Source organism: Caenispirillum bisanense (genome assembly GCF_039523075.1).
Classification (GTDB): Bacteria; Pseudomonadota; Alphaproteobacteria; order Rhodospirillales; family Rhodospirillaceae; genus Caenispirillum; species Caenispirillum bisanense.
In genome coordinates this window covers 50,584-67,646 of the sequence record NZ_BAAAEP010000024.1, presented here as the reverse complement: position 1 = coordinate 67,646, position 17,063 = coordinate 50,584, and the positions used below count along the sequence as shown (strand labels likewise).

Genomic DNA, 17,063 nt, shown 5'->3' with positions numbered 1-17,063 from the left:
GGAGGCGGCGGCGGTGCGGCGCCAGCGGGCGGAGGCGGGGGTGGGGGAGGCGGTGGCGGGGCCGCCGCTGCCGGGGTCGGGCGGGGAGCATGGGGACGGGCGGCGCCGGCGGCGGCAGCCTGGGCCTGCTCGTCGCCCTTGGCGAAGGCCTCCATTTCCCTGGCATCGACCACGCCCTGGTCGACCAGCTTCTGCACCGCGTCCTGCAGGGTCTGCATGCCGTAGCGCTGGCCCACCTGCATCATGGAATAGATCTGCGGCACCTTGTTTTCGCGGATCAGGTTGCGCACGGCGTCGGTGCCGATGAGGATGTCGTGCGCCGCCACCCGGCCGCCGCCCAGCTTGCGCATCAGCTTCTGCGAGATCACCGCCTGCAGCGAGCCGGCCAGCATGGCGCGCACCATCTCCTTGTCGCTGCCGGGGAAGACGTCGATGATGCGGTCGATGGTCTTGGCGGCGCTGCTGGTGTGCAGGGTGCCCATGACCAGGTGGCCGGTCTCGGCGGCGGTGAGCGCCAGGCTGATGGTCTCGTGGTCGCGCATTTCGCCGACCAGGATGACGTCCGGGTCTTCGCGCAGGGCCGACTTCAGCGCCCGGGCGAAGGACTTGGTGTGCTTGCCGACCTCGCGGTGGTTGATGAGCGACAGCTTGCTGTCGTGCACGAATTCCACCGGGTCTTCGATGGTCAGGATGTGCTTGTTCTGGGTTTCGTTGATGTGGTTGATCATCGCCGCCAGGGTGGTGGACTTGCCCGACCCGGTCGGCCCGGTGACCAGCACGAGGCCCTTTTCCTTCTCGGCGAACTTCTTGAAGATCTCCGGCGCGTTCAGCTGCTCCAGGCTCGGCACCTTGGTCGGGATGGTGCGGAACACGGCGGCGGCGCCGGTGATGGTGTTGAAGGCGTTGACGCGGAAGCGGGCGTCGCGGCCGAAGCTGATGGCGAAGTCGATTTCCTGCTCGCGCTCGTACTCGGCCCGCTGCTCCTCCGTCATGATGGAGGTGAGCATCTGCTTCACCGTGTCCTGCGACAGCACCCCGGTCTTGATCGGCCGCAACTCGCCCGACAGGCGCAGCATGGGCTCGCGCTGGGCGATGAGGTGAAGGTCCGATCCGCCCTGCTGGTGGGTGAAGGCCAGGAGATCGGTGATTTCCAGCGGCTGGTCGCTCATCGGTCAGGCTTCCGGGACAGGCATCGGGGAAGGGGCAGGGCGGTCATGGCGGCGGCGGTCATGGCGTCGCCACCCGGGTGCGCAGCCACGCCAGCCGCTGCCGTGCCGCATCCAGCGGCAGGGTGGCGGCGGCCACCGGGTTGCGGCCGTGGGTGGCGAGCAGCGTCTCGTAGGCGCGGATGGCGGCGCGCGGCCGGTCCAGCCGGTCGAGGGTGACGGCGGCGTTGTAGGCCAGCGCCGGGTCTTCCGGCGCCAGGGCGGCGGCGCGGGCGAACAGGGCGGCGGCGGTTTCGGCATCGCCGCCGTCCAGCCGGCGGCGGGCCAGGGCGTCGAGCAGCGGCGGGTTGTCGGGCGCCACCCGCACCAGGTCGGACAGCACCGCATCGGCCTCCACCGCCGGCAGGGCGAGGCTGAGCTGCACCAGCCGGCGGGCGGCCTGCTCGCTGCCCGGCTCGCGGCCGAGGTAGTCGCGCCAGGCCGCCAGGGCCTCCGGCATCTGGCCCAGGCGCTCCCACGCGATGGCGAGGCCGGCGAGGGCGGTGCGGTCGTCGCGGTTGCGTTCCAGGATGGCGGCATAGACGGTGCGCGCCGCCGCCGCATCGGCGCCGGCCAGGGCGGCGGCGGCCTTGTGGTGGGGGCTGTCGCGGCGGTCGGCGGTGACGACGCGGCCGCCGCCGGCGGACGGCATCTCGCCCTCGCCGCGCCACAGCCGCATCACCCGCCGCAGGTAGCCCTCGCCGCGGACGGCATCGCCGGAGTGGTAGCGCCGCACCGCCTCCGCCCAGTCGCCGTGCTGGTCGTAGAGCTGGCGCAGGTACATGGCGCCGTAGGAGACGTTGGAGACCGGCTCCAGTGCCTCGGTGACGGTGCGGAAGCCGCTTGCGTGCCAGGCCATGGAGACCTGCATGCAGCCGATGTCCACCTGCCGGATGCCGCTGCGCAGGGCGGCGGCGGCGGTGGCGCGGGCTTCCTCGCGGCTGGCGTGGTAGCTGCCGGTGCCGGCAATGTTGAGCGTCCACGGCCAGGCCCGCAGGGCGCCGGCGGTGCGGTCCCAGCGGCCGCTTTCGGCCAGCATGATGGCCCGCAGCAGGCCGGCGGGGATCTGCAGGGCGCGTTCCTGGCGGTCGGCCTCGGCCAGGCACTGCTCGCCCAGGCTGAGGGTTTCCGGCGCGGCATCGGCGGGCAGGTCGGGCGGCGGCAGGTCTTCCGGGTCTTCCGGCGGCTCGGCGATCACCGCCGGCAGCGCCTGGGCCGGCGCCTGCGCGGCGGCAGGGGCCGGGGTGACGCCGCCCCCCAGCACCCCCACCCCCCCGCCGGCACCCCCCAGTTTGCCGGCGGCAGCCGGCGCCGTCATGGCGGCAGCCGTGACGCTCCATCCGCGGGCGCCGCCAAGGCGGTGCCGCTGCGCGATGTCCGGTGTATCCCGCAAAACCCCTCACCCCTCTCCAGACGCGCCGACTTTACCGAAAGTCGTAGCCTCTCGTCCATCCGACCTTCGGCCGGTCGGGGACGGTTTTGCGACAGTCTAGCGCCGAGGGAGTTGCTAAAGCCTTTGCGCCCGCCGCGCCTTCACGGCGGCGCGGTGCAGCCGGCGCAGGGCGGCGAGGTCGCAGCGCGGCCCGCCGACGCTGCGTGGCGGCGCGGCGATGACGCGGCAGGGGGCGCCGGGCTCGCCCAGGTCCGACAGCACGGCGACGGCGCCGGCGAAGTCGTGGCCTTCGGAGTAGGGGGTCACCGTCGCCACCACCGGCACCCCGGCGCCAACCGCCGCCGCCACGCCGATGGCGCTGTCCTCCAGCGCCAGGCATTCCTCCGGGGCCAGCCGCAGACGGGCGGCGGCGCGGCGGTAGATGTCCGGGTGCGGCTTGCGGTAGGTGGCGTCCTCGTGGCCGAGGAAGGCGTGGAACCACTCCGGCGCCTGCGGGTCGAGGCAGCATTCCAGCACCCGCCGGGCGATGGCGCGGCGGCTGGTGGTGGCGATGGCGATGCGCAGGCGGGCGGCGCGGGCCTCGGCCACCAGGGTGCGGATGCCCGGCCGCAGGGGGATTTCGCCGGCTTCCAGAATGTCGCGGTAGAGGCGGTCCTTGGCGCCGTGCAGGCGGTCAAGCAGGGACGTGGCCTGTTCGCCCTTCAGCAGCTCCGGCCGGTGGTCGGCCAGCCAGGCGGTGAGGCGGTTGCGGCCGCCGGCGATCTCCAGCAGGCCCGACCATGTGGCGGCGTCCCACCGCCAGTCCATGCCCTCCGCCGCGAAGGCCCGGTTGAAGGCCTCGCGATGGGCCTCCTCGGTCTCGGCGATGGTGCCGTCGAGGTCGAAGATGATCGCCTTCAGGGTGGGCACGGGGGGCGCGGTCTCTCATCGGCGGGCGGCCGTGGCTGGCCGCCCCTGGACCCTTCTTAGCCGGAAGCGCCGGCCGAGGCAAACGACTCGGGGCGGCGGCGCGGCCCCGTCACACCCACACGCGCTTGCCGTGCAGATAGGCGCCGACCTTGCGGTCTTCCTTGATGATGTGCTCGACCAGCCAGGCGGCCAGGAAGTCGATGAGTTCCTGCTTCACCGCGTCGGTGGGGGTGCGCACGTAGCGCTCCGCCATCACCAGCACCTGCCGGGTCAGCGCCTGATGAATGGCGCGGTGCCGTTCATAGTCCGGATAGCCGCAGCCCTTCATCACCGCCTCCTCGCGGCTGAAGTGCTCCTTCGTATACTGCACCAGCTCCAGAATGATCTTGCCCACCACCCGGTCAGGTTTGCGGCCGTCGATGGCATCCTGAAGGTCGTTCACGAACTGGATCAGCTTCTTATGATCGCCGTCGATCCCAGGATCGCCGACGCTCAGTGCGTCCCGCCACGCCAGAAGCGGCATGCTCTTCCCCCTCACGGTCCAACGGGGTAAGCCCCACCACAATTCTCTTATGGCATTTTCAACCGGCACGCCAAAGGGAAACTTGCGACCCCTGTCCTCTCCCCGCCATCAGACAGGGTGACGAAAGTAAGGGCATACTGGTCAAGCGGCGGCGGCTCGGGTAAATTCCGCCGCCATGTCGACCTTCTACAGCCTTGCGTGGCCGCTGGTGCGGCGCCTCGATCCCGAAACCGCCCACCGTCTGGCGGTTCGGGCCCTGTCCTGCGGCCTGGTCCGATCGGATAAGCGGCCGGACGATCCGGTCCTCGCCACCCGCGTGTGGGGCCGCGAGTTCAGCAACCCGATCGGCCTGGCCGCCGGCTTCGACAAACACGCCGAATGCCCGCACGCCCTGGGGCGACTCGGCTTCGGCTTCGTCGAGGTGGGGGGTGTCACGCCGCGCCCGCAGCCCGGCAACGCCCGCCCGCGGGTGTTCCGGCTGGAGGAGGACGCGGCGGTCATCAACCGCTTCGGCCTCAACAGCGACGGCATGGAGGCGGTGGCGGCGCGGCTGGCCCGGCACCGCGCCTACGGCCGCACCATCATCGGCATCAACCTTGGCCGCAACAAGGAAACCGACGACCCGACCGCCGATTACGAGCGGCTGATCCGCCGGCTGGCGCCGCTGGCCGACTTCCTGACACTGAATGTCTCCAGCCCCAACACGCCGGGCCTGCGCGCCCTGCAGGGCCGCGAGCCGCTGACCGAGCTGCTGCGCCGCGCCACCGCGGCGCTGCCGGCCGCCGACGCGCCGCCGCTGCTGCTGAAGATCGCCCCCGACCTGACCGAGGAGGATGAGGCCGACATCGCCGCCGTGGTGCTGGCGGAAGGGGTCGACGGCCTCATCGTCTCCAACACCACCATCGAGCGGCCGGAGAGCCTGCGCTCCGCCCATCGCGGCGAGACCGGCGGCCTGTCCGGCCGGCCGCTGTTCGAGCGGTCGACGGCGCTGCTCGGCCGCATGGCGCGGGCGACGGAAGGGCGGTTCCCGCTGGTCGGCGTCGGCGGAGTCGCCTCCGGCCGCGATGCCTATGCCAAGATTCGCGCCGGCGCGTCGCTGGTGCAGCTCTATACGGCGTTCATCTACGGCGGGCCGCCGCTGGTGTCCGCCATCAAGGCCGAACTGGCCGAGTGCCTGAAGGCCGACGGCTTCGCCTCGGTGGCCGAGGCGGTCGGCGCCGATCACCGCTAGGACAGGGACCGCACGCCATGGCCAAGGACGACGACAAGAAGGCCCTGCGCGACCGCGACGGGCCGCTGCCGCTGGTGATGAACCGCGAGGCGGCGGAGCCCTACTACTGGGGCGACGGGCCGCACCGCAGCCAGGCCTGGCGCCTGCTCGACGGCACCGACCTGACGGTGACCGAGGAAGTCATGCCGCCCGGCGCCGCCGAACAGCGCCACAGCCACACCTTCGCCCGCCAGTATTTCTATGTGCTGGAAGGGGAGGCGGTGATGGCGGTGGCGGAACGCACCTACACGCTGAAGCAGGGCGACGGCATCCACGTTTCGCCCAAGCAGGCGCACCAGATCCGCAACGAGTCGGACGCCGACGTGCGTTTCCTGGTGATCGCCGCGCCGCGCGCCACCGGCGACCGCACGCCGCGCTGACGGCCGCCGCCGCCGCGGCGTCCCGCCCGACCATTCCCTGCCACGTCGCCCCGACCGCCGTCGGCGGGCGGCTGTCGGCATTTCACAACGACTGGAGCCTCCCCATGCGCCTTTCCGGCAAGGTCACCATCGTCACCGGCGCCGCTGCCGGCATCGGTCTCGCCTGCGCCCGCCGCTTTGCCGCCGAGGGCGCGCCGGTGGTGCTGTCCGACGTCAACGAGCAACGCGGCGAAGCGGCGGCCGAGGTGCTGCGGGACGAGGGCCGGCAGGCGCTGTTCGTGCGCTGCGACGTCGGCAGCAAGGCGCAGGTGGACAGTCTGGTGGCGGCGGCGGTGGATGCCTTCGGCCGCGTCGATGCGCTGGTCGCCAACGCCGGCATCGTCCACGGCTGCGACTTCCTCGACCTGACGGAGGAGGATTTCGACCGCGTGCTGCGCGTCAACCTGAAGGGCGTGTTCCTGTGCTGTCAGGCGGTGGCGCGGCAGATGGTGGCGCAGGGCGGCGGCGGCGCCATCGTCACCATGTCGTCGGTGAACGCCGTCATGGCGATCCCGACCATCACCCCCTACGTGGTGTCCAAGGGCGGCGTCAACCAGCTGACCAAGGTCATGGCCCTGGCGCTGGCCGACAAGGGCATCCGGGTCAACGCGGTCGGCCCCGGCTCGATCATGACCGAGGTGTTCCAGAGCGTCGCCACCGACCGCGCCGCCATGACCAAGATCCTCAGCCGCACGCCGCTCGGCCGGGTCGGCGACCCGGACGAGATCGCCGCCGTCGCCGCCTTCCTGGCCAGCGACGACGCCAGCTACGTCACCGGCCAGTGCATCTATGCCGACGGCGGCCGGCTGGCGCTGAACTACACGGTGCCGGTGGCCGAGGACTGATCCCGCTTGGGCCGGGCGGCGGACAAGGCCGCTCAGTCGCCCTCGTACTCATAGGCGCCGAGGTCGGGGGCGGTGCCGGTCTGGCGGCGGGGGGCGCCGGCCAGCGGGTGGACGTAGACATGGGTCGGCGTCAGGCTGGTGCCGTCGGGGGCGCTGCCGGCGTCCCGCCCGGCATCCACCGCCGGCGAGCGGGCGGTGAGGTGGAAATCCAGCTGCAGCGGGTCGCGGAAGCCGAGCGAGGCGCCGGCCCCGCCGCCGCTGCCGCCGTCGGCGATCATCGACTTGGCGACGCTGAGGATCTGCGACGGCTTCTCCATCACCGTCGCCACCGCCCCCTTCTCGCCGATGCGCGCCGGCACGTGCAGGAACGCCTCCTGCCGGTGCGGCCCCTGCACCAGCGTGCCCGGCCCCTGATAGAGGTTGTTCACCAGCAGCGCCGGCTCGGTGCCGTGGTTGGCGACGAAGATGCCGTCGCCGTTCTGGTTGATGAGGGTGTTGTGGGCCATGGACAGGGTGCCGAGGGGCTGGTTCTTCTTCTCCGCCCCGAACGACACCAGGGTGTAGTTGTCGGTGCCCGGCCCCTGCTGCAGCACGTTGCCGATCACCACGCTGTCGCCGCCCTCCGGCAGGTCGATGAGGTAGCTGGAGGTGCCGTCGATCATGTCGGCGATCTCGTTGTAGGCGATGACGTTGCGGGCGGCACGACTTTTCACGTTGTGGCCGCGCACGGCATGGTGGACCGACGAGAACCGCAGCTCGAAGCTGGCGGCGCGGCCGATGTAGATGTTGTGGCCGACGCGGTAGGACCCGCTGACCGTCTCGCCGTTGCGGTAGAACTCGCTGTTCTCGATGACGATGCGGGCGGTGCCCTCGTTGCCCGACAGGATGCCCATCTGGTTGTCGTGGAACACGCTGTCGCGCACGGTCAGCGGCCCGGCGCCTTCCAGGCGGATGCCGGCGCCGTTCTTGTCGGCGGATTCGGCGCCGGAGAACTGGATGCCGCTGATGGTCACGTCGCCGCCGGTGACCAGCCAGACCGCCTTGCCGCGGGCGGTGGCGCCGTTGCTCTTCATGTGGGCGAGGCCGCCGGTGGAGCGGATGGTCAGGTCGTTGGCGCGCCAGACGGCGACGTCGCCTTCATAGACCCCGGCGGCGATCACCACCTCGTCACCGTCGCGGACGTCGCGGGCGGCGTCGCTCGGCCGCTCGTACTGGCGGCCCGGCCCCACCTCCAGCACGCGGGCGAGGGCGTCGGCGGCCGACAGCAGGCAGGCGCCCGCAACGATGACGGCGGCGGCGACGGTGGCCGGGGCAGGGCGGCGGAGCAGGGTCATGGCGGTCTCCCGGACGGGCTCAGGCAACGCGGGCGGTGGTGGTGGCGGCGCCGCCGTCCGCCGCGCGACCATCGGCAGCGGCGGTGCCGGCGGCCGGGGCGGCGGCGCCGGTGAGCATCAGGCTGCGGATCTCCGACGGCGTCGCGAAGCTGCCGCCCATGCTGTCGCGGAACCAGGTGGCATAGGCGCGGATGGTGGCGAGGAAGGCGGTGCGCTGGCTTTCGCTGCGCACATAGGGCGTGTGCCCCACCGCCACCGACGGGCTGTGGTAGGTGAGGGTGAAGACCTGCACGCCGTCCTTCAGCAGGGCGCGGGTCAGGCGCTGCATCTCGGCCAGGGTGCAGCCTTCCGGCGACAGGCGCACGCGCTCGAACAGGCCGCTACGGGCGAGGATGCCGGGCAGGTGCAGGCGCATGCCGAGCGGCCGCGTCACCGGCCCGTGCAGGCGCGGGCCCAGCCGCCGCAGCAGGCCGCAGAAGCCGCTGGTCAGCGGCAGCTCCAGCAGCGATCCGCCGGGGCCGAACCAGTAGGGCCGCACCGGCACCGCCCGGTAGTCGGGGCCGCCGTCGTCGCCGAAGCTCACCCACGGCACCACGCTGGCGTCCATGGTGTAGCCGAGGCCGTGCAGGATGGCCGAGGTGTTCGGCCCGGCGCCGTAGCGCCCGGCCTTGTAGAGGGTGGGGCGTCGGCCCATGGCGTCGGCGATGACGTCGGTCAGCAGCGACAGCTTGGCATGCTCCAGCTCCGGCGGCAGGTTGCCGGCGTAGGAAGTGGTGCTGGTGACGATCTCGGCATCGGGCGGGTTGACCCACGGGTGCAGGTGGGTGCCGACTTCGCAGCGGCCTTCGTCCTGCAGCCGCCGCAGGATGCGCGCCGACGACGGCGTCGCCGCCACCGGATGGTCGATGACATAGGCCGGCTTCAGGCCGAGGCGGTCATAGACCGCCTCGTGCGAGGCCTCCAGCGCCTCGACGGCGGTGACGCCGCGGTTGCCGCGCGACAGCGGCCGGGTCCAGTCGAACTCCTCCTCGGTGTCGACGATCACCGCCAGCACCGGGCGGTGGCCGGGCGGCAGCGCGGCCGGACGATGGGTGGCGGTGTCGAACATGCAGCAGCGTCTCCCTTGGCGGAGCGGACGACCGGCGGCCGGCGGCGTCACGCCCAGTCGGCATTCAGGTGGCGGTACAGCGCTTCCAGGGTCAGGGCGCGGTTGAGCTGGGCGGCATCGTGCAGCGCCTCCAGCCGCATCAGGCGGCCGGCATAGGAAAGGCCGGAGCCGAACACCGCCCCCACCCGCCCCGGCGCCAGCAGCGCCGGCAGCGGCTGCGGCCGGCGGCGCAGGCCGTAGCCGCGGGCCCGCAGCCACGGCGGCCGCACGTAGGTCAGGCTCTCGCGCACCATGCGGGCGAGCGGCGGGCGGCGGTCGAAGGCATGGCCGTAGGCCGAGCCGTAGGCGGCCAGCGCCGGGTCGGCGAGGCGGATGATCATGGCCTGCAGGCGGCCGAAGTTCTTGTGCGGGCGCGGGCTCGCCAGCGCCGCGCCCACCACCTCGGGGTCGGCGAAGGGCGTCAGGCCGTGGCCCAGGCGGGCGTTGACGCTGGTGTTGTGGCCCATCCACCAGCGGCAGCGGAAGTAGGGGTACAGCGCCTCGATGCGCTGGCGGTCGAGCGGCTGGTCCGGCGCGGTGCCGAAGGTGTCGGCGATGCGGCGGGCGAAGCTGCGGCCGTAGACCGCTTCGTCGAAGCTGGCGCCGGCGGTGGCGGGATCGTACTGGCGCCAGAACACCCGCCGCATCTCGTCGGCGGTCAGCGCCCGGTCGGACAGGTAGAAGAAGTTGCGGAACACCTCGCCGCCGCCGCCGTTCAGCGCCAGGCGGCCGCCGGCGCAGCGGGCGCTGCGGGTGGCGAGGTCGGCGCCGCTGTCGAAGATGCCGTCGCAGGGGTAGCCGTCGAAGGCGAACAGGTTGCGGCGCACGATCTCCGCCTGGGCCGCCGGCTCGGGCAGCGGCAGGGCGGACTTGTCGGTGTGGTCGAGGGCGAGCTTCTCGCCGGCGCAGATGGCGCGCGCCACCCGCACGTCGTCGCTGTCGGCGCGGCCGTAGACGTGCAGGCCCGGCGTGCTGCCGTGGCGCCGCAGCAGGGCCAGGATCAGCCGGCTGTCGTAGCCGCCGGACAGGGCGGTGTCGGCCCGGTCGGGGAAGCCGCGCACGATGTCGGCGAAGCGGTCGTCCAGGATGGCGAGGCAGCGCTCGGCGCTCTGCTCCAGGGTTTCGCCGCCGTTGGGCTCGGGCAGCGGGCAGGGGCGGCTTTCGGTGAACTGGCGGCCGTCGCGGTCGGTGGTGGTGCGGCTGGCGGGGCCGAGCAGGCTGATTTCCCGCAGCGGCGTGATGCCGCCGTGGGGGGCGCCGTGGAACACGTAGTCCCAGGCGGCGGTGACGTCGACGCTGCGGCGCGGCAGTCCCTCCGCCAGGGCGAGGAACGACGACGACACCAGCCGCCCGCCGTCGGCGGCATAGAGGTGGAAGGTGCCGGTGCGGTCGCTGAACACCACCAGCCGGCCGCGCACCAGGGCGGCGACGGCGAAGCAGCCCCACAGCAGCGCCTCGGCCACCGTGCCGGCGGCAATGTCGCGCAGCAGCGCCGGCAGCGCCGCCGAGCCGCAGGCGCCGCGATAGAACAGGGTGCCGGCGGCGACGATGGCGCCGCCTTCGGTGCCGTCGGGGGCGCTGGCGCACTCATACACCAGGGGGCCGCCGCCGCCGGCCAGCGGCGGGCAGACGCCGATGATGCCGGCGCTGCCCGCCAGCCGCAGGGGGGCGGCGAAGCCCTGGCGGCGCAGGCCGTCTTCCAGGCGCTCGGCGGCGGCGGTCAGGCGGTCCAGCGGCAGCCCGGAAACGGCGTAGAGCGCGCCCATCGGGTCACTGCTTCCCGGTCGGATATTCGATCAGGTAGTCGTAGAAGCGCTTGATCTCGCCCGAGGCCTGCCAGGTGGCCCCGGCGCCCATGTGGCGGTAATAGACCGGCATGTACTGCATGCCGCCGGTGGTGGAGCAGGTGGTGGATTCATCGCGGAACCACTGCACATGCCAGACGCCGACCGGGTTGTGGGACAACTCCTCGCCGTTCACCCACATCAGCTTGCGGAAGGCGCAGAAGTAGCGCAGGCCGATCCAGGTGTCGTCGTTGAAGGCGCGGCCGAACTTTTCCATGATGAAGTCATGGGTCTGGCGGTCGGGAATGACCGCCAGCCGGCCCTGGGCGCCCTTGTAGTGGCGGGTGGTGGCCAGCTTGGCCGCCTGGCTCCAGCGCAGGCCCGTCTCGGTGGTGTCGATGAGCGCGAAGTAGGACTTGGTGTGCGGGTTCCAGTAGGGACCGACGATGCGCTCCTTGCCCGAGGCCGCGGCCGGGCCGGCGGCCAGGGTGGCGGCGCAGACGGCGGCGGCGATGGCGGCGATGGCCTTCCTGAACATGACGGGTCGCTCCGCTGTGGCACCGGCGATGATGGTAGGGAGCCGGCCGCGGCGGCGTCCATTCGGCTTCATGACGTACCTCTTATTGGAAGGCCGGCGAGCGGGCGGTTCCGGCGGCGACGGCGGCGGCCGGGGCCACCTCGTGCAGCAGCTGCTCGAAGGCCAGGAACTGGCGCGAGCGGGCATGGGCGGGCGCGGCGGCGGCGGGCGGGGGGGGGGGGGGGGGGGGGGGCCCCCCCCCCCCCCCCCGCCCCGCCCCCCCCCCCCCCCCGCCCCCCCCGCCGCCGCCTTCACCGCCGGCGGCGGCGGGGCGGCGGCAGGCGCGGCGGGCGGTGCCCTGGCGGCCTTCGATGCGGAGATGCTGGAAGACACCATCGCCCGCGCCGTCGCCCGCGAGGTCAACCCCCTGCGCGAGCAGCTGGAGGCTTACGAGGAGAAGGTGCGGCTGCACGACATCCTCGGCGGGCTCGGCTGGATCGCCGGGCTGACCGGCATCGCCTTCTACATCCTCGCCCGCCGTCGCAGCGGCGGCTGACACGGAAAAGGGGCGCCGCCGGGTTCCGGCTGGCGCCCCTTGTCGCATGTGGCCGCTGGCGGCCGGGAGCCGGTCAGCGGCTGACCAGATGCTCGCCCAGGTGCTGGCGGACGTTCTGGCTCATGGCGGCGTCGAAGTCCTGCATCAGGTCGACCACCAGGCTGTACCACATCTCCTCGCGCTCGTTCAGGCTGGCCTTCTCGCCGAGGGTGCGGGAGCGGTGGCCCTCGGTGGTGGCGCTGGCGATGACGGTGCGGTCGCGCAGCACTTCCACGTCGGCATGGATGTGGGCGGTGTAGCGCCAGGCCTGTTCATCGGTCAGGAAGCCGCGCACGCCGGCCTGGGTCTGTAGCCGTTCCTCGCGCACGCTGGCGTCGCGGATGACGAACCGCACCACCCGCAGGCCGCCCACGTCGCCCGGCACGCCGCTCTGGCCGGAAACGGTGATGCGGTCCTGCGCCCAGGTGCGCAGGGCGCGTTCGGGCGGCAGCGGCATCAGGTGTTCCACGAACGGCGGCTGGAAGCTGGGCTGGAAGTCCGACGCCACCACCATGTCGTTGGCCTGGAACATCATGGCCGGCTTGTTGGTGTAGCGGATGTCGGCGAATTCGGGCACCGGCGGCGCCTGGGTGCAGGCGGCGACCAGGGTGGCGGCAAGGCCGGCGGCGAGCCAGCCGCGCAGGCGGCCGGCGAAGCGGGCGATGATGGCGGTCATGCAGGCGCAATCCCTTGCTCTGGAACGATTGACGGCATTCTTGCACGGCGGCGCGGGGCGTTGAAGACTCGTTAACGCGCGCGGCGGCATACTGCCCCTGTCGATTCGGTTCTCGTCCACAAGGAGACCCCGCCGTGATGCGTCGCTTCCGTCTGCTGGCTGCCGCCGTCGTGGCTGTTGCCGGCTCCGTCGCGCTCGGCGGCTGTGCGCAGGAACCGCCGCCGCCGCTCGATCCGGCCTTCGTGGCGGAACTGGCGAAGCCGCGCTTCTGCTACCGCACCCTGGCGGCGGTCACCTGCTATGACGCGCCCAGCACCAACCAGCACGACACGTTGGTCGGAACCTCGCTGCCGCGCGTTGTTACCCTGCCGCCGCCGCAGCCGCCGGCGCTTTCCGGGCCGGTGATGCTGCCGCCGGAATAGGTCTGGCCGGGGCGTTTCGGCTTGCCCTGGGCAGCGGTCCGGTCAACAATGATGACGGACTGGTTACAACGGAGGCGACCCGGACCCACATGGCACAGGTCATCCGTCTCGCAGACCGCCGCAAGCGCGGTGCGCCGGTGTACTTCAACCGGTCGGAACTGAACGCGCTGCTCGCCGTCTACAGCCGCCAGGTCGCCAAGGGCGAATGGCGCGACTACGGCATTGCCCACGACATCGGCATGGCCCGATTCTCGGTGCATCGCCACACCCACGAAAGCCCGCAGTTCACCCTGGTGAAGATGGCGCCCAAGGGCCCCAACGCCAAGCCGGAATACGTGCTGTTCGCCGGCGAAACCCGCCTGCGCCGCGGCACCAGCCTGCTGGACGTGCTGAGCGTGTTCGACAAGCCGCTGCGCCTGATCTCCCCCTGAGCCCGAGCGGCCGTCAGGACGCGCCCTTATTCCCAGCGGTAGACATCCATGCGCAGGGCCGCGAAGTCGGTGCTGCGGTGGACCAGCGTTGCCGCCGCGCCGCCGGCCGCCCCTTGCGCTGCCGGCAGGGGCAGGAAGTGTTCCGGGCTCGGGTGGTTGGCGGCGGCGTGGGGCAGGGTGAGCCAGTCGTCCAGCGTCTCCCCCGCCGTCACCCGCGCCGCCACCGCATCGGCGAAGTCCTCCACCCACGGCAGGCCGGGACCGCCACGGCGGCGCCAGTCGATGGCCCGCAGGGTGTGGGTGACGGCGCCGCTGCCGACGATCATCACCCCCTCATCCCGCAGCGGCGCCAGCGCCGCGCCCAGGCGGCGGTGCCAGGCGGCATCGCGGTCGGGGACCACCGAGACCTGGAACACCGGCACGTCGGCCGCCGGCCGCAGCAGCGCCAGCGGCACCCAGGCGCCATGGTCGAGGCCGCGCTCCGCCGGCGGCGCCGGGTCGAGCCCGGCCGCCGCCAGCAGCTCGTGCGCCCGCCGGGCCAGCGCCGGGGCGCCGGGGGCGGCGTAGCGCTGGGCGTACAGGTCGGCCGGGAAGCCGTAAAAGTCGTGGATGGTGGCGGGCTGCGGCGCCGCATCGACGGTCGGCGCCGTCGTCTCCCAGTGGGCGGAGATCACCAGCACCGCCGCCGGCACCGGCAACGCGGCGCCAAGGGCCCGCAGGGCGGCATGGGCGGGGATGGGGTCCAGCACCAGGGTGGGGGAACCGTGGCTGACGAACAGGACTGACGGGCGCATGGCGATGACCTCCGGGTTGCTGTCCTGAAGGTAGGGCAGCGGCGCGGCGGTGTCGGCAGCGACGGCGGACCCGGACCGTTCACCGGGTGGAAACAGTGCCGCGCCTCAGCACGGCCCCGGCATGACCCAGCCGATGTGGCGCCCGCTGGCCGACACGGCGGCGCTGGCCGGCCCGCAGCCGGGCGGCGGCTCGGTTTCGGCGAGGCGGGCGAACACCGGGCCTTCCGGCGGGGCATCGGCGGGCAGGGCCTCGATGCGCTCCACCGCCATGCCCTGCGACGGCGCCAGGCAATCCCACCGGCGGCCATCCGGCGCCCGCAGGTGGACGCCCACCACCCCGGTCCGCACCGGCCAGGCCTGGGTCGCCATGGCGGCGGGTTCGCCGCTGGCGTCCATGCAGGCGGTGACGGCGGGCAGGAAGTCGGCCAGCCATGCCGTCCACAGCCAGCCCGGCGGCGGCGACTCGTAGACCGTGGCGGGGGCGGGATTGTTCACCCGCTGCGCCAGCCGCTGGCCGTATTCGGCGCCGCTGCGGCTGAGCTGCTGGAACGGCGGCTGGTGGCCGCACGACGAGGCGACGGCGCCAAGACCGAGGCCGACGACGGCGGCGACCGGCAGCAGGATGCGGCGGGACAGCAGGCGCATCATCAGGTTCCGGCCGCCTCTTTCGGCTGCGGCAGGCGCACCCAGTCGGGCAGTGCCACCGTCACCGCCACGCCGTCGGCGGTGAGCGGCGCCTCGCGGTGCTCCAGCCGCACCAGGGCCAGGGCGCGGCCGGACACGCTGGTGCGCACCTCGCCGGCCTCCTTGCCGTCGGCGGTGAGCAGGGGCGTGCCCGGCGCCGCCGTGTGGCCGGGGGGCAGGGTCAGCGGCAGCAGGCGCTTCTTGGTCAGGCCGCGGTACTTGGTGCGGGCGGTGAGTTCCTGGCCGACGTAGCAGCCCTTCTTGAAGTCGACGCCGTTCAGTTCGTCGAAGCCCGACTCCAGCAGCAGGCCCTTTTCCACCTCGATGTCGCGGCTGCCGTCGGGCAGGCCGAGGCCGATGCGCAGGGCCTCGTAGTCGTCCCGGCCGGCCGGCACGGCGCCCAGGTCGGCGAGGACGGCGGCGGCCCGCTCCGTCGGGGCGATGACGCGCAGCGGCGCCCCGGCCAGGCGCGGGTCGGTGAAGGCGATGCCGTCGCCGTCGCCGCCCGGCAGCGGCAGTACGGCGCCGGGGGCGTTCTCCGGCAGGCCCAGGCGGGCGGCGGCCCCGGCACCGAACACCGCCGCCACCTCCCAGCCCTCGGCGACGGCGATCTGTACCTTGGCGCGCAGGCGATAGCGCGACAGGCGGGTCTTCAGGTCGTCCAGGCGGGCCTGTTCGGCTTCAAGGAACAGCGTCTCGCCCATCTCGACGATGACCATGTCGTGCAGGAACTTGCCCTGCGGCGTCAGCAGCGCCGCCCACACGGCGCGGTCGGGCGCCACCTTGGTGACGTCGTTGGAAACCAGCCCCTGCAGGAAAGTGCGGCGGTCCTCGCCGGCGATGGTGAGGAGGCCGCGGTGTTCCAGAACGGTGTAGCGGATGTCGGCCATGGCCTGCCCTTCGCGATCATTCGTGGCGACTCGTTGCGCCAAAGGTGGCGCCATGGGCCGCGCTTGGCAAGGCTTGCGGCGGTGGCCTATAACGGCGGCTCCGCTGACTGCACGGTTGTCCGATGAAAGTCTGCCTGTTCGACGACTCCGTTCCCTTCGACGCCTGGACGCCGGCCCGCGCCCCCCTGGGCGGCGCCGAGAAGGCCTTCGCCCTGCTGCCGGGGCCGCTGGCCGGGCGCGGGCACGAGGTCCACGTCTACAACCGCTGTCAGTACTCCATGCCCATCGACAATGCGCGCTGGCACAACCCGGAGGCGCCGCGCCCGCTGGAGGCCGACGCCCTGATCGCCTTCCGCCGGCCGTCGCTGCTGGAAACGGTGCGCCGCCCCGGCCGCCGCCTGCTGTGGGTGACGGCGGCGCCGGAATACCTCGGCAAGGCGGCGGCGAAGTCCATCCTCGGCGCCATGCAGCCGACGCTGGTGTTCATCGGCGACACTCAGAAGGCCCGGCACAAGGGCGACGGTGTCGTCATCCGCCCCGGCGTGGCGCCCGCCTACCACCGCACCCCGGCGACGCCCGACGAAGCCGGGCCGCCCCGCGCCGTGGTCACCACCCACCCGAGCCACGGCCTCGACTGGCTGCTCGACCTGTGGATGGACGAGGTGCGGCCGCAGGTGCCGGAGGCGTTGCTCGACGTCTATTCCGCCAGCCTGCACAAGGCGATGATCGACCCCGAGGCGGCGCCGGAAGACCTGCGGCCGCTGGTCGCCCGCTGCCTGCGCGGCCAGGACCATGGCGTCGCGGTGCTGGAGCCCATGGGCGACGAAGGCATGGCCAAGGCCTATCGCACGGCGCGGGTCCACCTCTACCCCGGCCACCCCGACGACATGGCGTGCTGGACCCTGGCCGACAGCCAGGCGGCCGGCTGCCCGGCGGTGGCGCGCGGCTATCCGGCGGTGGCGGAGCGGGTGGACAACGGCCAGACCGGCTATCTGGTGCCCGATGCCAGCGCCTTCGCCAACGTGGCGGTGGAGCTGCTGCGCAACGACGCCATGCACGCCAGCCTGTCGGAAGCCGCCCGCGCCCCCCAGCGCCGCCGCACCTGGCAGGCGGCGGCGGCGGAGATGGACCAGCTGCTGCGGCGGCTGCCCGCCGGCTGAGGCGGGCGGGGCGGGGCGGCCCTTGCGGCGCCGCCGTCGCTGTGCCATGAAAACCACCCCGCTGC

General features: G+C 72.9%; 19 protein-coding genes. 7 read left to right on the top strand and 12 right to left on the bottom strand.

Annotated elements, in window-relative coordinates; genetic code table 11:
• The 4 genes from ABD056_RS12355 to ABD056_RS12340 form a co-directional block, all read right to left on the bottom strand.
• On the bottom strand, positions 1-1,169 hold a 1,169-nt coding region (locus tag ABD056_RS12355), incomplete at its 3' end, for a type IV pilus twitching motility protein PilT (RefSeq protein WP_343867028.1).
• 58 nt (positions 1,170-1,227) lie between these two features.
• On the bottom strand, positions 1,228-2,523 hold the full coding sequence (locus ABD056_RS12350; protein ID WP_343867026.1) for a transglycosylase SLT domain-containing protein: 1,296 nt from the start codon (positions 2,521-2,523) through the stop codon (positions 1,228-1,230).
• Between the two features lie 189 nt (positions 2,524-2,712).
• Positions 2,713-3,507: an HAD-IA family hydrolase gene (locus ABD056_RS12345; protein ID WP_343867025.1), complete on the bottom strand. Its 795-nt coding sequence runs from the start codon at positions 3,505-3,507 to the stop codon at positions 2,713-2,715.
• A gap of 109 nt (positions 3,508-3,616) precedes the next feature.
• Positions 3,617-4,030, bottom strand: a complete 414-nt coding sequence (locus tag ABD056_RS12340; protein ID WP_343867024.1) for a bacteriohemerythrin — start codon at positions 4,028-4,030, stop codon at positions 3,617-3,619.
• 175 nt (positions 4,031-4,205) lie between these two features.
• On the opposite strand from ABD056_RS12340, the gene ABD056_RS12335 reads away from it, so the two are divergent.
• The 3 genes from ABD056_RS12335 to ABD056_RS12325 all read left to right on the top strand — a co-directional run bounded on the left by ABD056_RS12335 (position 4,206) and on the right by ABD056_RS12325 (position 6,564).
• Positions 4,206-5,261, top strand: a complete 1,056-nt coding sequence (locus ABD056_RS12335; protein WP_343867022.1) for a quinone-dependent dihydroorotate dehydrogenase — start codon at positions 4,206-4,208, stop codon at positions 5,259-5,261.
• A gap of 17 nt (positions 5,262-5,278) precedes the next feature.
• Complete coding sequence (locus ABD056_RS12330) at positions 5,279-5,680, top strand: cupin domain-containing protein (RefSeq protein ID WP_343867020.1); 402 nt, start codon at positions 5,279-5,281, stop codon at positions 5,678-5,680.
• A gap of 104 nt (positions 5,681-5,784) precedes the next feature.
• Positions 5,785-6,564, top strand: a complete 780-nt coding sequence (locus tag ABD056_RS12325) for an SDR family NAD(P)-dependent oxidoreductase (protein WP_343867018.1) — start codon at positions 5,785-5,787, stop codon at positions 6,562-6,564.
• A gap of 32 nt (positions 6,565-6,596) precedes the next feature.
• On the opposite strand, the gene ABD056_RS12320 is transcribed toward ABD056_RS12325, so the two are convergent.
• The 4 genes from ABD056_RS12320 to ABD056_RS12305 are packed head-to-tail and all read right to left on the bottom strand — an operon-like array spanning position 6,597 to position 11,367.
• Positions 6,597-7,898 (bottom strand): right-handed parallel beta-helix repeat-containing protein, encoded by a 1,302-nt coding sequence (locus tag ABD056_RS12320; RefSeq protein ID WP_343867016.1) that lies wholly within the window; start codon positions 7,896-7,898, stop codon positions 6,597-6,599.
• Positions 7,899-7,917: 19 nt separating this feature from the next.
• Positions 7,918-9,006, bottom strand: coding sequence for a polysaccharide deacetylase family protein (locus ABD056_RS12315; RefSeq protein ID WP_343867014.1), 1,089 nt, complete (start codon positions 9,004-9,006; stop codon positions 7,918-7,920).
• Positions 9,007-9,053: 47 nt separating this feature from the next.
• The gene (locus tag ABD056_RS12310; protein WP_343867012.1) at positions 9,054-10,811 is read right to left on the bottom strand and encodes an asparagine synthetase B family protein; all 1,758 of its coding nucleotides are present in this window, start codon (positions 10,809-10,811) and stop codon (positions 9,054-9,056) included.
• 4 nt (positions 10,812-10,815) lie between these two features.
• Positions 10,816-11,367, bottom strand: a complete 552-nt coding sequence (locus ABD056_RS12305) for a C-type lectin domain-containing protein (protein WP_343867010.1) — start codon at positions 11,365-11,367, stop codon at positions 10,816-10,818.
• 358 nt (positions 11,368-11,725) lie between these two features.
• Between ABD056_RS12305 and ABD056_RS12300 the strand changes: the two genes are divergently transcribed.
• A complete protein-coding gene (locus ABD056_RS12300; RefSeq protein ID WP_343867009.1) occupies positions 11,726-11,902 on the top strand; it encodes a hypothetical protein in 177 nt (58 codons plus the stop codon).
• 73 nt (positions 11,903-11,975) lie between these two features.
• On the opposite strand, the gene ABD056_RS12295 is transcribed toward ABD056_RS12300, so the two are convergent.
• Positions 11,976-12,617, bottom strand: coding sequence for a hypothetical protein (locus tag ABD056_RS12295; protein ID WP_343867007.1), 642 nt, complete (start codon positions 12,615-12,617; stop codon positions 11,976-11,978).
• Positions 12,618-12,754: 137 nt separating this feature from the next.
• Between ABD056_RS12295 and ABD056_RS12290 the strand changes: the two genes are divergently transcribed.
• Together ABD056_RS12290 and ABD056_RS12285 are read left to right on the top strand one after the other, a co-directional pair.
• Positions 12,755-13,039, top strand: coding sequence for a hypothetical protein (locus tag ABD056_RS12290; protein WP_343867005.1), 285 nt, complete (start codon positions 12,755-12,757; stop codon positions 13,037-13,039).
• Positions 13,040-13,128: 89 nt separating this feature from the next.
• The gene (locus ABD056_RS12285; protein WP_343867003.1) at positions 13,129-13,470 is read left to right on the top strand and encodes a DUF2794 domain-containing protein; all 342 of its coding nucleotides are present in this window, start codon (positions 13,129-13,131) and stop codon (positions 13,468-13,470) included.
• A gap of 26 nt (positions 13,471-13,496) precedes the next feature.
• On the opposite strand, the gene ABD056_RS12280 is transcribed toward ABD056_RS12285, so the two are convergent.
• The 3 genes from ABD056_RS12280 to ygfZ form a co-directional block, all read right to left on the bottom strand.
• Positions 13,497-14,264, bottom strand: coding sequence for a DODA-type extradiol aromatic ring-opening family dioxygenase (locus ABD056_RS12280; RefSeq protein WP_343867001.1), 768 nt, complete (start codon positions 14,262-14,264; stop codon positions 13,497-13,499).
• Between the two features lie 105 nt (positions 14,265-14,369).
• Complete coding sequence (locus tag ABD056_RS12275) at positions 14,370-14,912, bottom strand: hypothetical protein (protein ID WP_343867000.1); 543 nt, start codon at positions 14,910-14,912, stop codon at positions 14,370-14,372.
• The gene (gene ygfZ / locus ABD056_RS12270; protein WP_343866999.1) at positions 14,912-15,838 is read right to left on the bottom strand and encodes a CAF17-like 4Fe-4S cluster assembly/insertion protein YgfZ; all 927 of its coding nucleotides are present in this window, start codon (positions 15,836-15,838) and stop codon (positions 14,912-14,914) included. The genes ABD056_RS12275 and ygfZ overlap by 1 nt, the downstream gene beginning before the upstream one ends.
• Before the next feature lie 122 nt (positions 15,839-15,960).
• On the opposite strand from ygfZ, the gene ABD056_RS12265 reads away from it, so the two are divergent.
• The gene (locus ABD056_RS12265) at positions 15,961-16,998 is read left to right on the top strand and encodes a glycosyltransferase (protein WP_343866998.1); all 1,038 of its coding nucleotides are present in this window, start codon (positions 15,961-15,963) and stop codon (positions 16,996-16,998) included.
• Positions 16,999-17,063 lie beyond the last annotated feature (65 nt).

Bases quoted from the DNA above. Each gene is read 5' to 3' on its own strand.
- ABD056_RS12350 (WP_343867026.1), bottom strand. From the start codon at position 2,523: ATGACGGCGCCGGCTGCCGCCGGCAAACTGGGGGGTGCCGGCGGGGGG.
- ABD056_RS12340 (WP_343867024.1), bottom strand. From the start codon at position 4,030: ATGCCGCTTCTGGCGTGGCGGGACGCACTGAGCGTCGGCGATCCTGGG.
- ABD056_RS12335 (WP_343867022.1), top strand. From the start codon at position 4,206: ATGTCGACCTTCTACAGCCTTGCGTGGCCGCTGGTGCGGCGCCTCGAT.
- ABD056_RS12330 (WP_343867020.1), top strand. From the start codon at position 5,279: ATGGCCAAGGACGACGACAAGAAGGCCCTGCGCGACCGCGACGGGCCG.
- ABD056_RS12325 (WP_343867018.1), top strand. From the start codon at position 5,785: ATGCGCCTTTCCGGCAAGGTCACCATCGTCACCGGCGCCGCTGCCGGC.
- ABD056_RS12320 (WP_343867016.1), bottom strand. From the start codon at position 7,898: ATGACCCTGCTCCGCCGCCCTGCCCCGGCCACCGTCGCCGCCGCCGTC.
- ABD056_RS12315 (WP_343867014.1), bottom strand. From the start codon at position 9,006: ATGTTCGACACCGCCACCCATCGTCCGGCCGCGCTGCCGCCCGGCCAC.
- ABD056_RS12310 (WP_343867012.1), bottom strand. From the start codon at position 10,811: ATGGGCGCGCTCTACGCCGTTTCCGGGCTGCCGCTGGACCGCCTGACC.
- ABD056_RS12305 (WP_343867010.1), bottom strand. From the start codon at position 11,367: ATGTTCAGGAAGGCCATCGCCGCCATCGCCGCCGCCGTCTGCGCCGCC.
- ABD056_RS12300 (WP_343867009.1), top strand. From the start codon at position 11,726: ATGCTGGAAGACACCATCGCCCGCGCCGTCGCCCGCGAGGTCAACCCC.
- ABD056_RS12295 (WP_343867007.1), bottom strand. From the start codon at position 12,617: ATGACCGCCATCATCGCCCGCTTCGCCGGCCGCCTGCGCGGCTGGCTC.
- ABD056_RS12290 (WP_343867005.1), top strand. From the start codon at position 12,755: ATGCGTCGCTTCCGTCTGCTGGCTGCCGCCGTCGTGGCTGTTGCCGGC.
- ABD056_RS12285 (WP_343867003.1), top strand. From the start codon at position 13,129: ATGGCACAGGTCATCCGTCTCGCAGACCGCCGCAAGCGCGGTGCGCCG.
- ABD056_RS12280 (WP_343867001.1), bottom strand. From the start codon at position 14,264: ATGCGCCCGTCAGTCCTGTTCGTCAGCCACGGTTCCCCCACCCTGGTG.
- ABD056_RS12275 (WP_343867000.1), bottom strand. From the start codon at position 14,912: ATGATGCGCCTGCTGTCCCGCCGCATCCTGCTGCCGGTCGCCGCCGTC.
- ygfZ (WP_343866999.1), bottom strand. From the start codon at position 15,838: ATGGCCGACATCCGCTACACCGTTCTGGAACACCGCGGCCTCCTCACC.
- ABD056_RS12265 (WP_343866998.1), top strand. From the start codon at position 15,961: ATGAAAGTCTGCCTGTTCGACGACTCCGTTCCCTTCGACGCCTGGACG.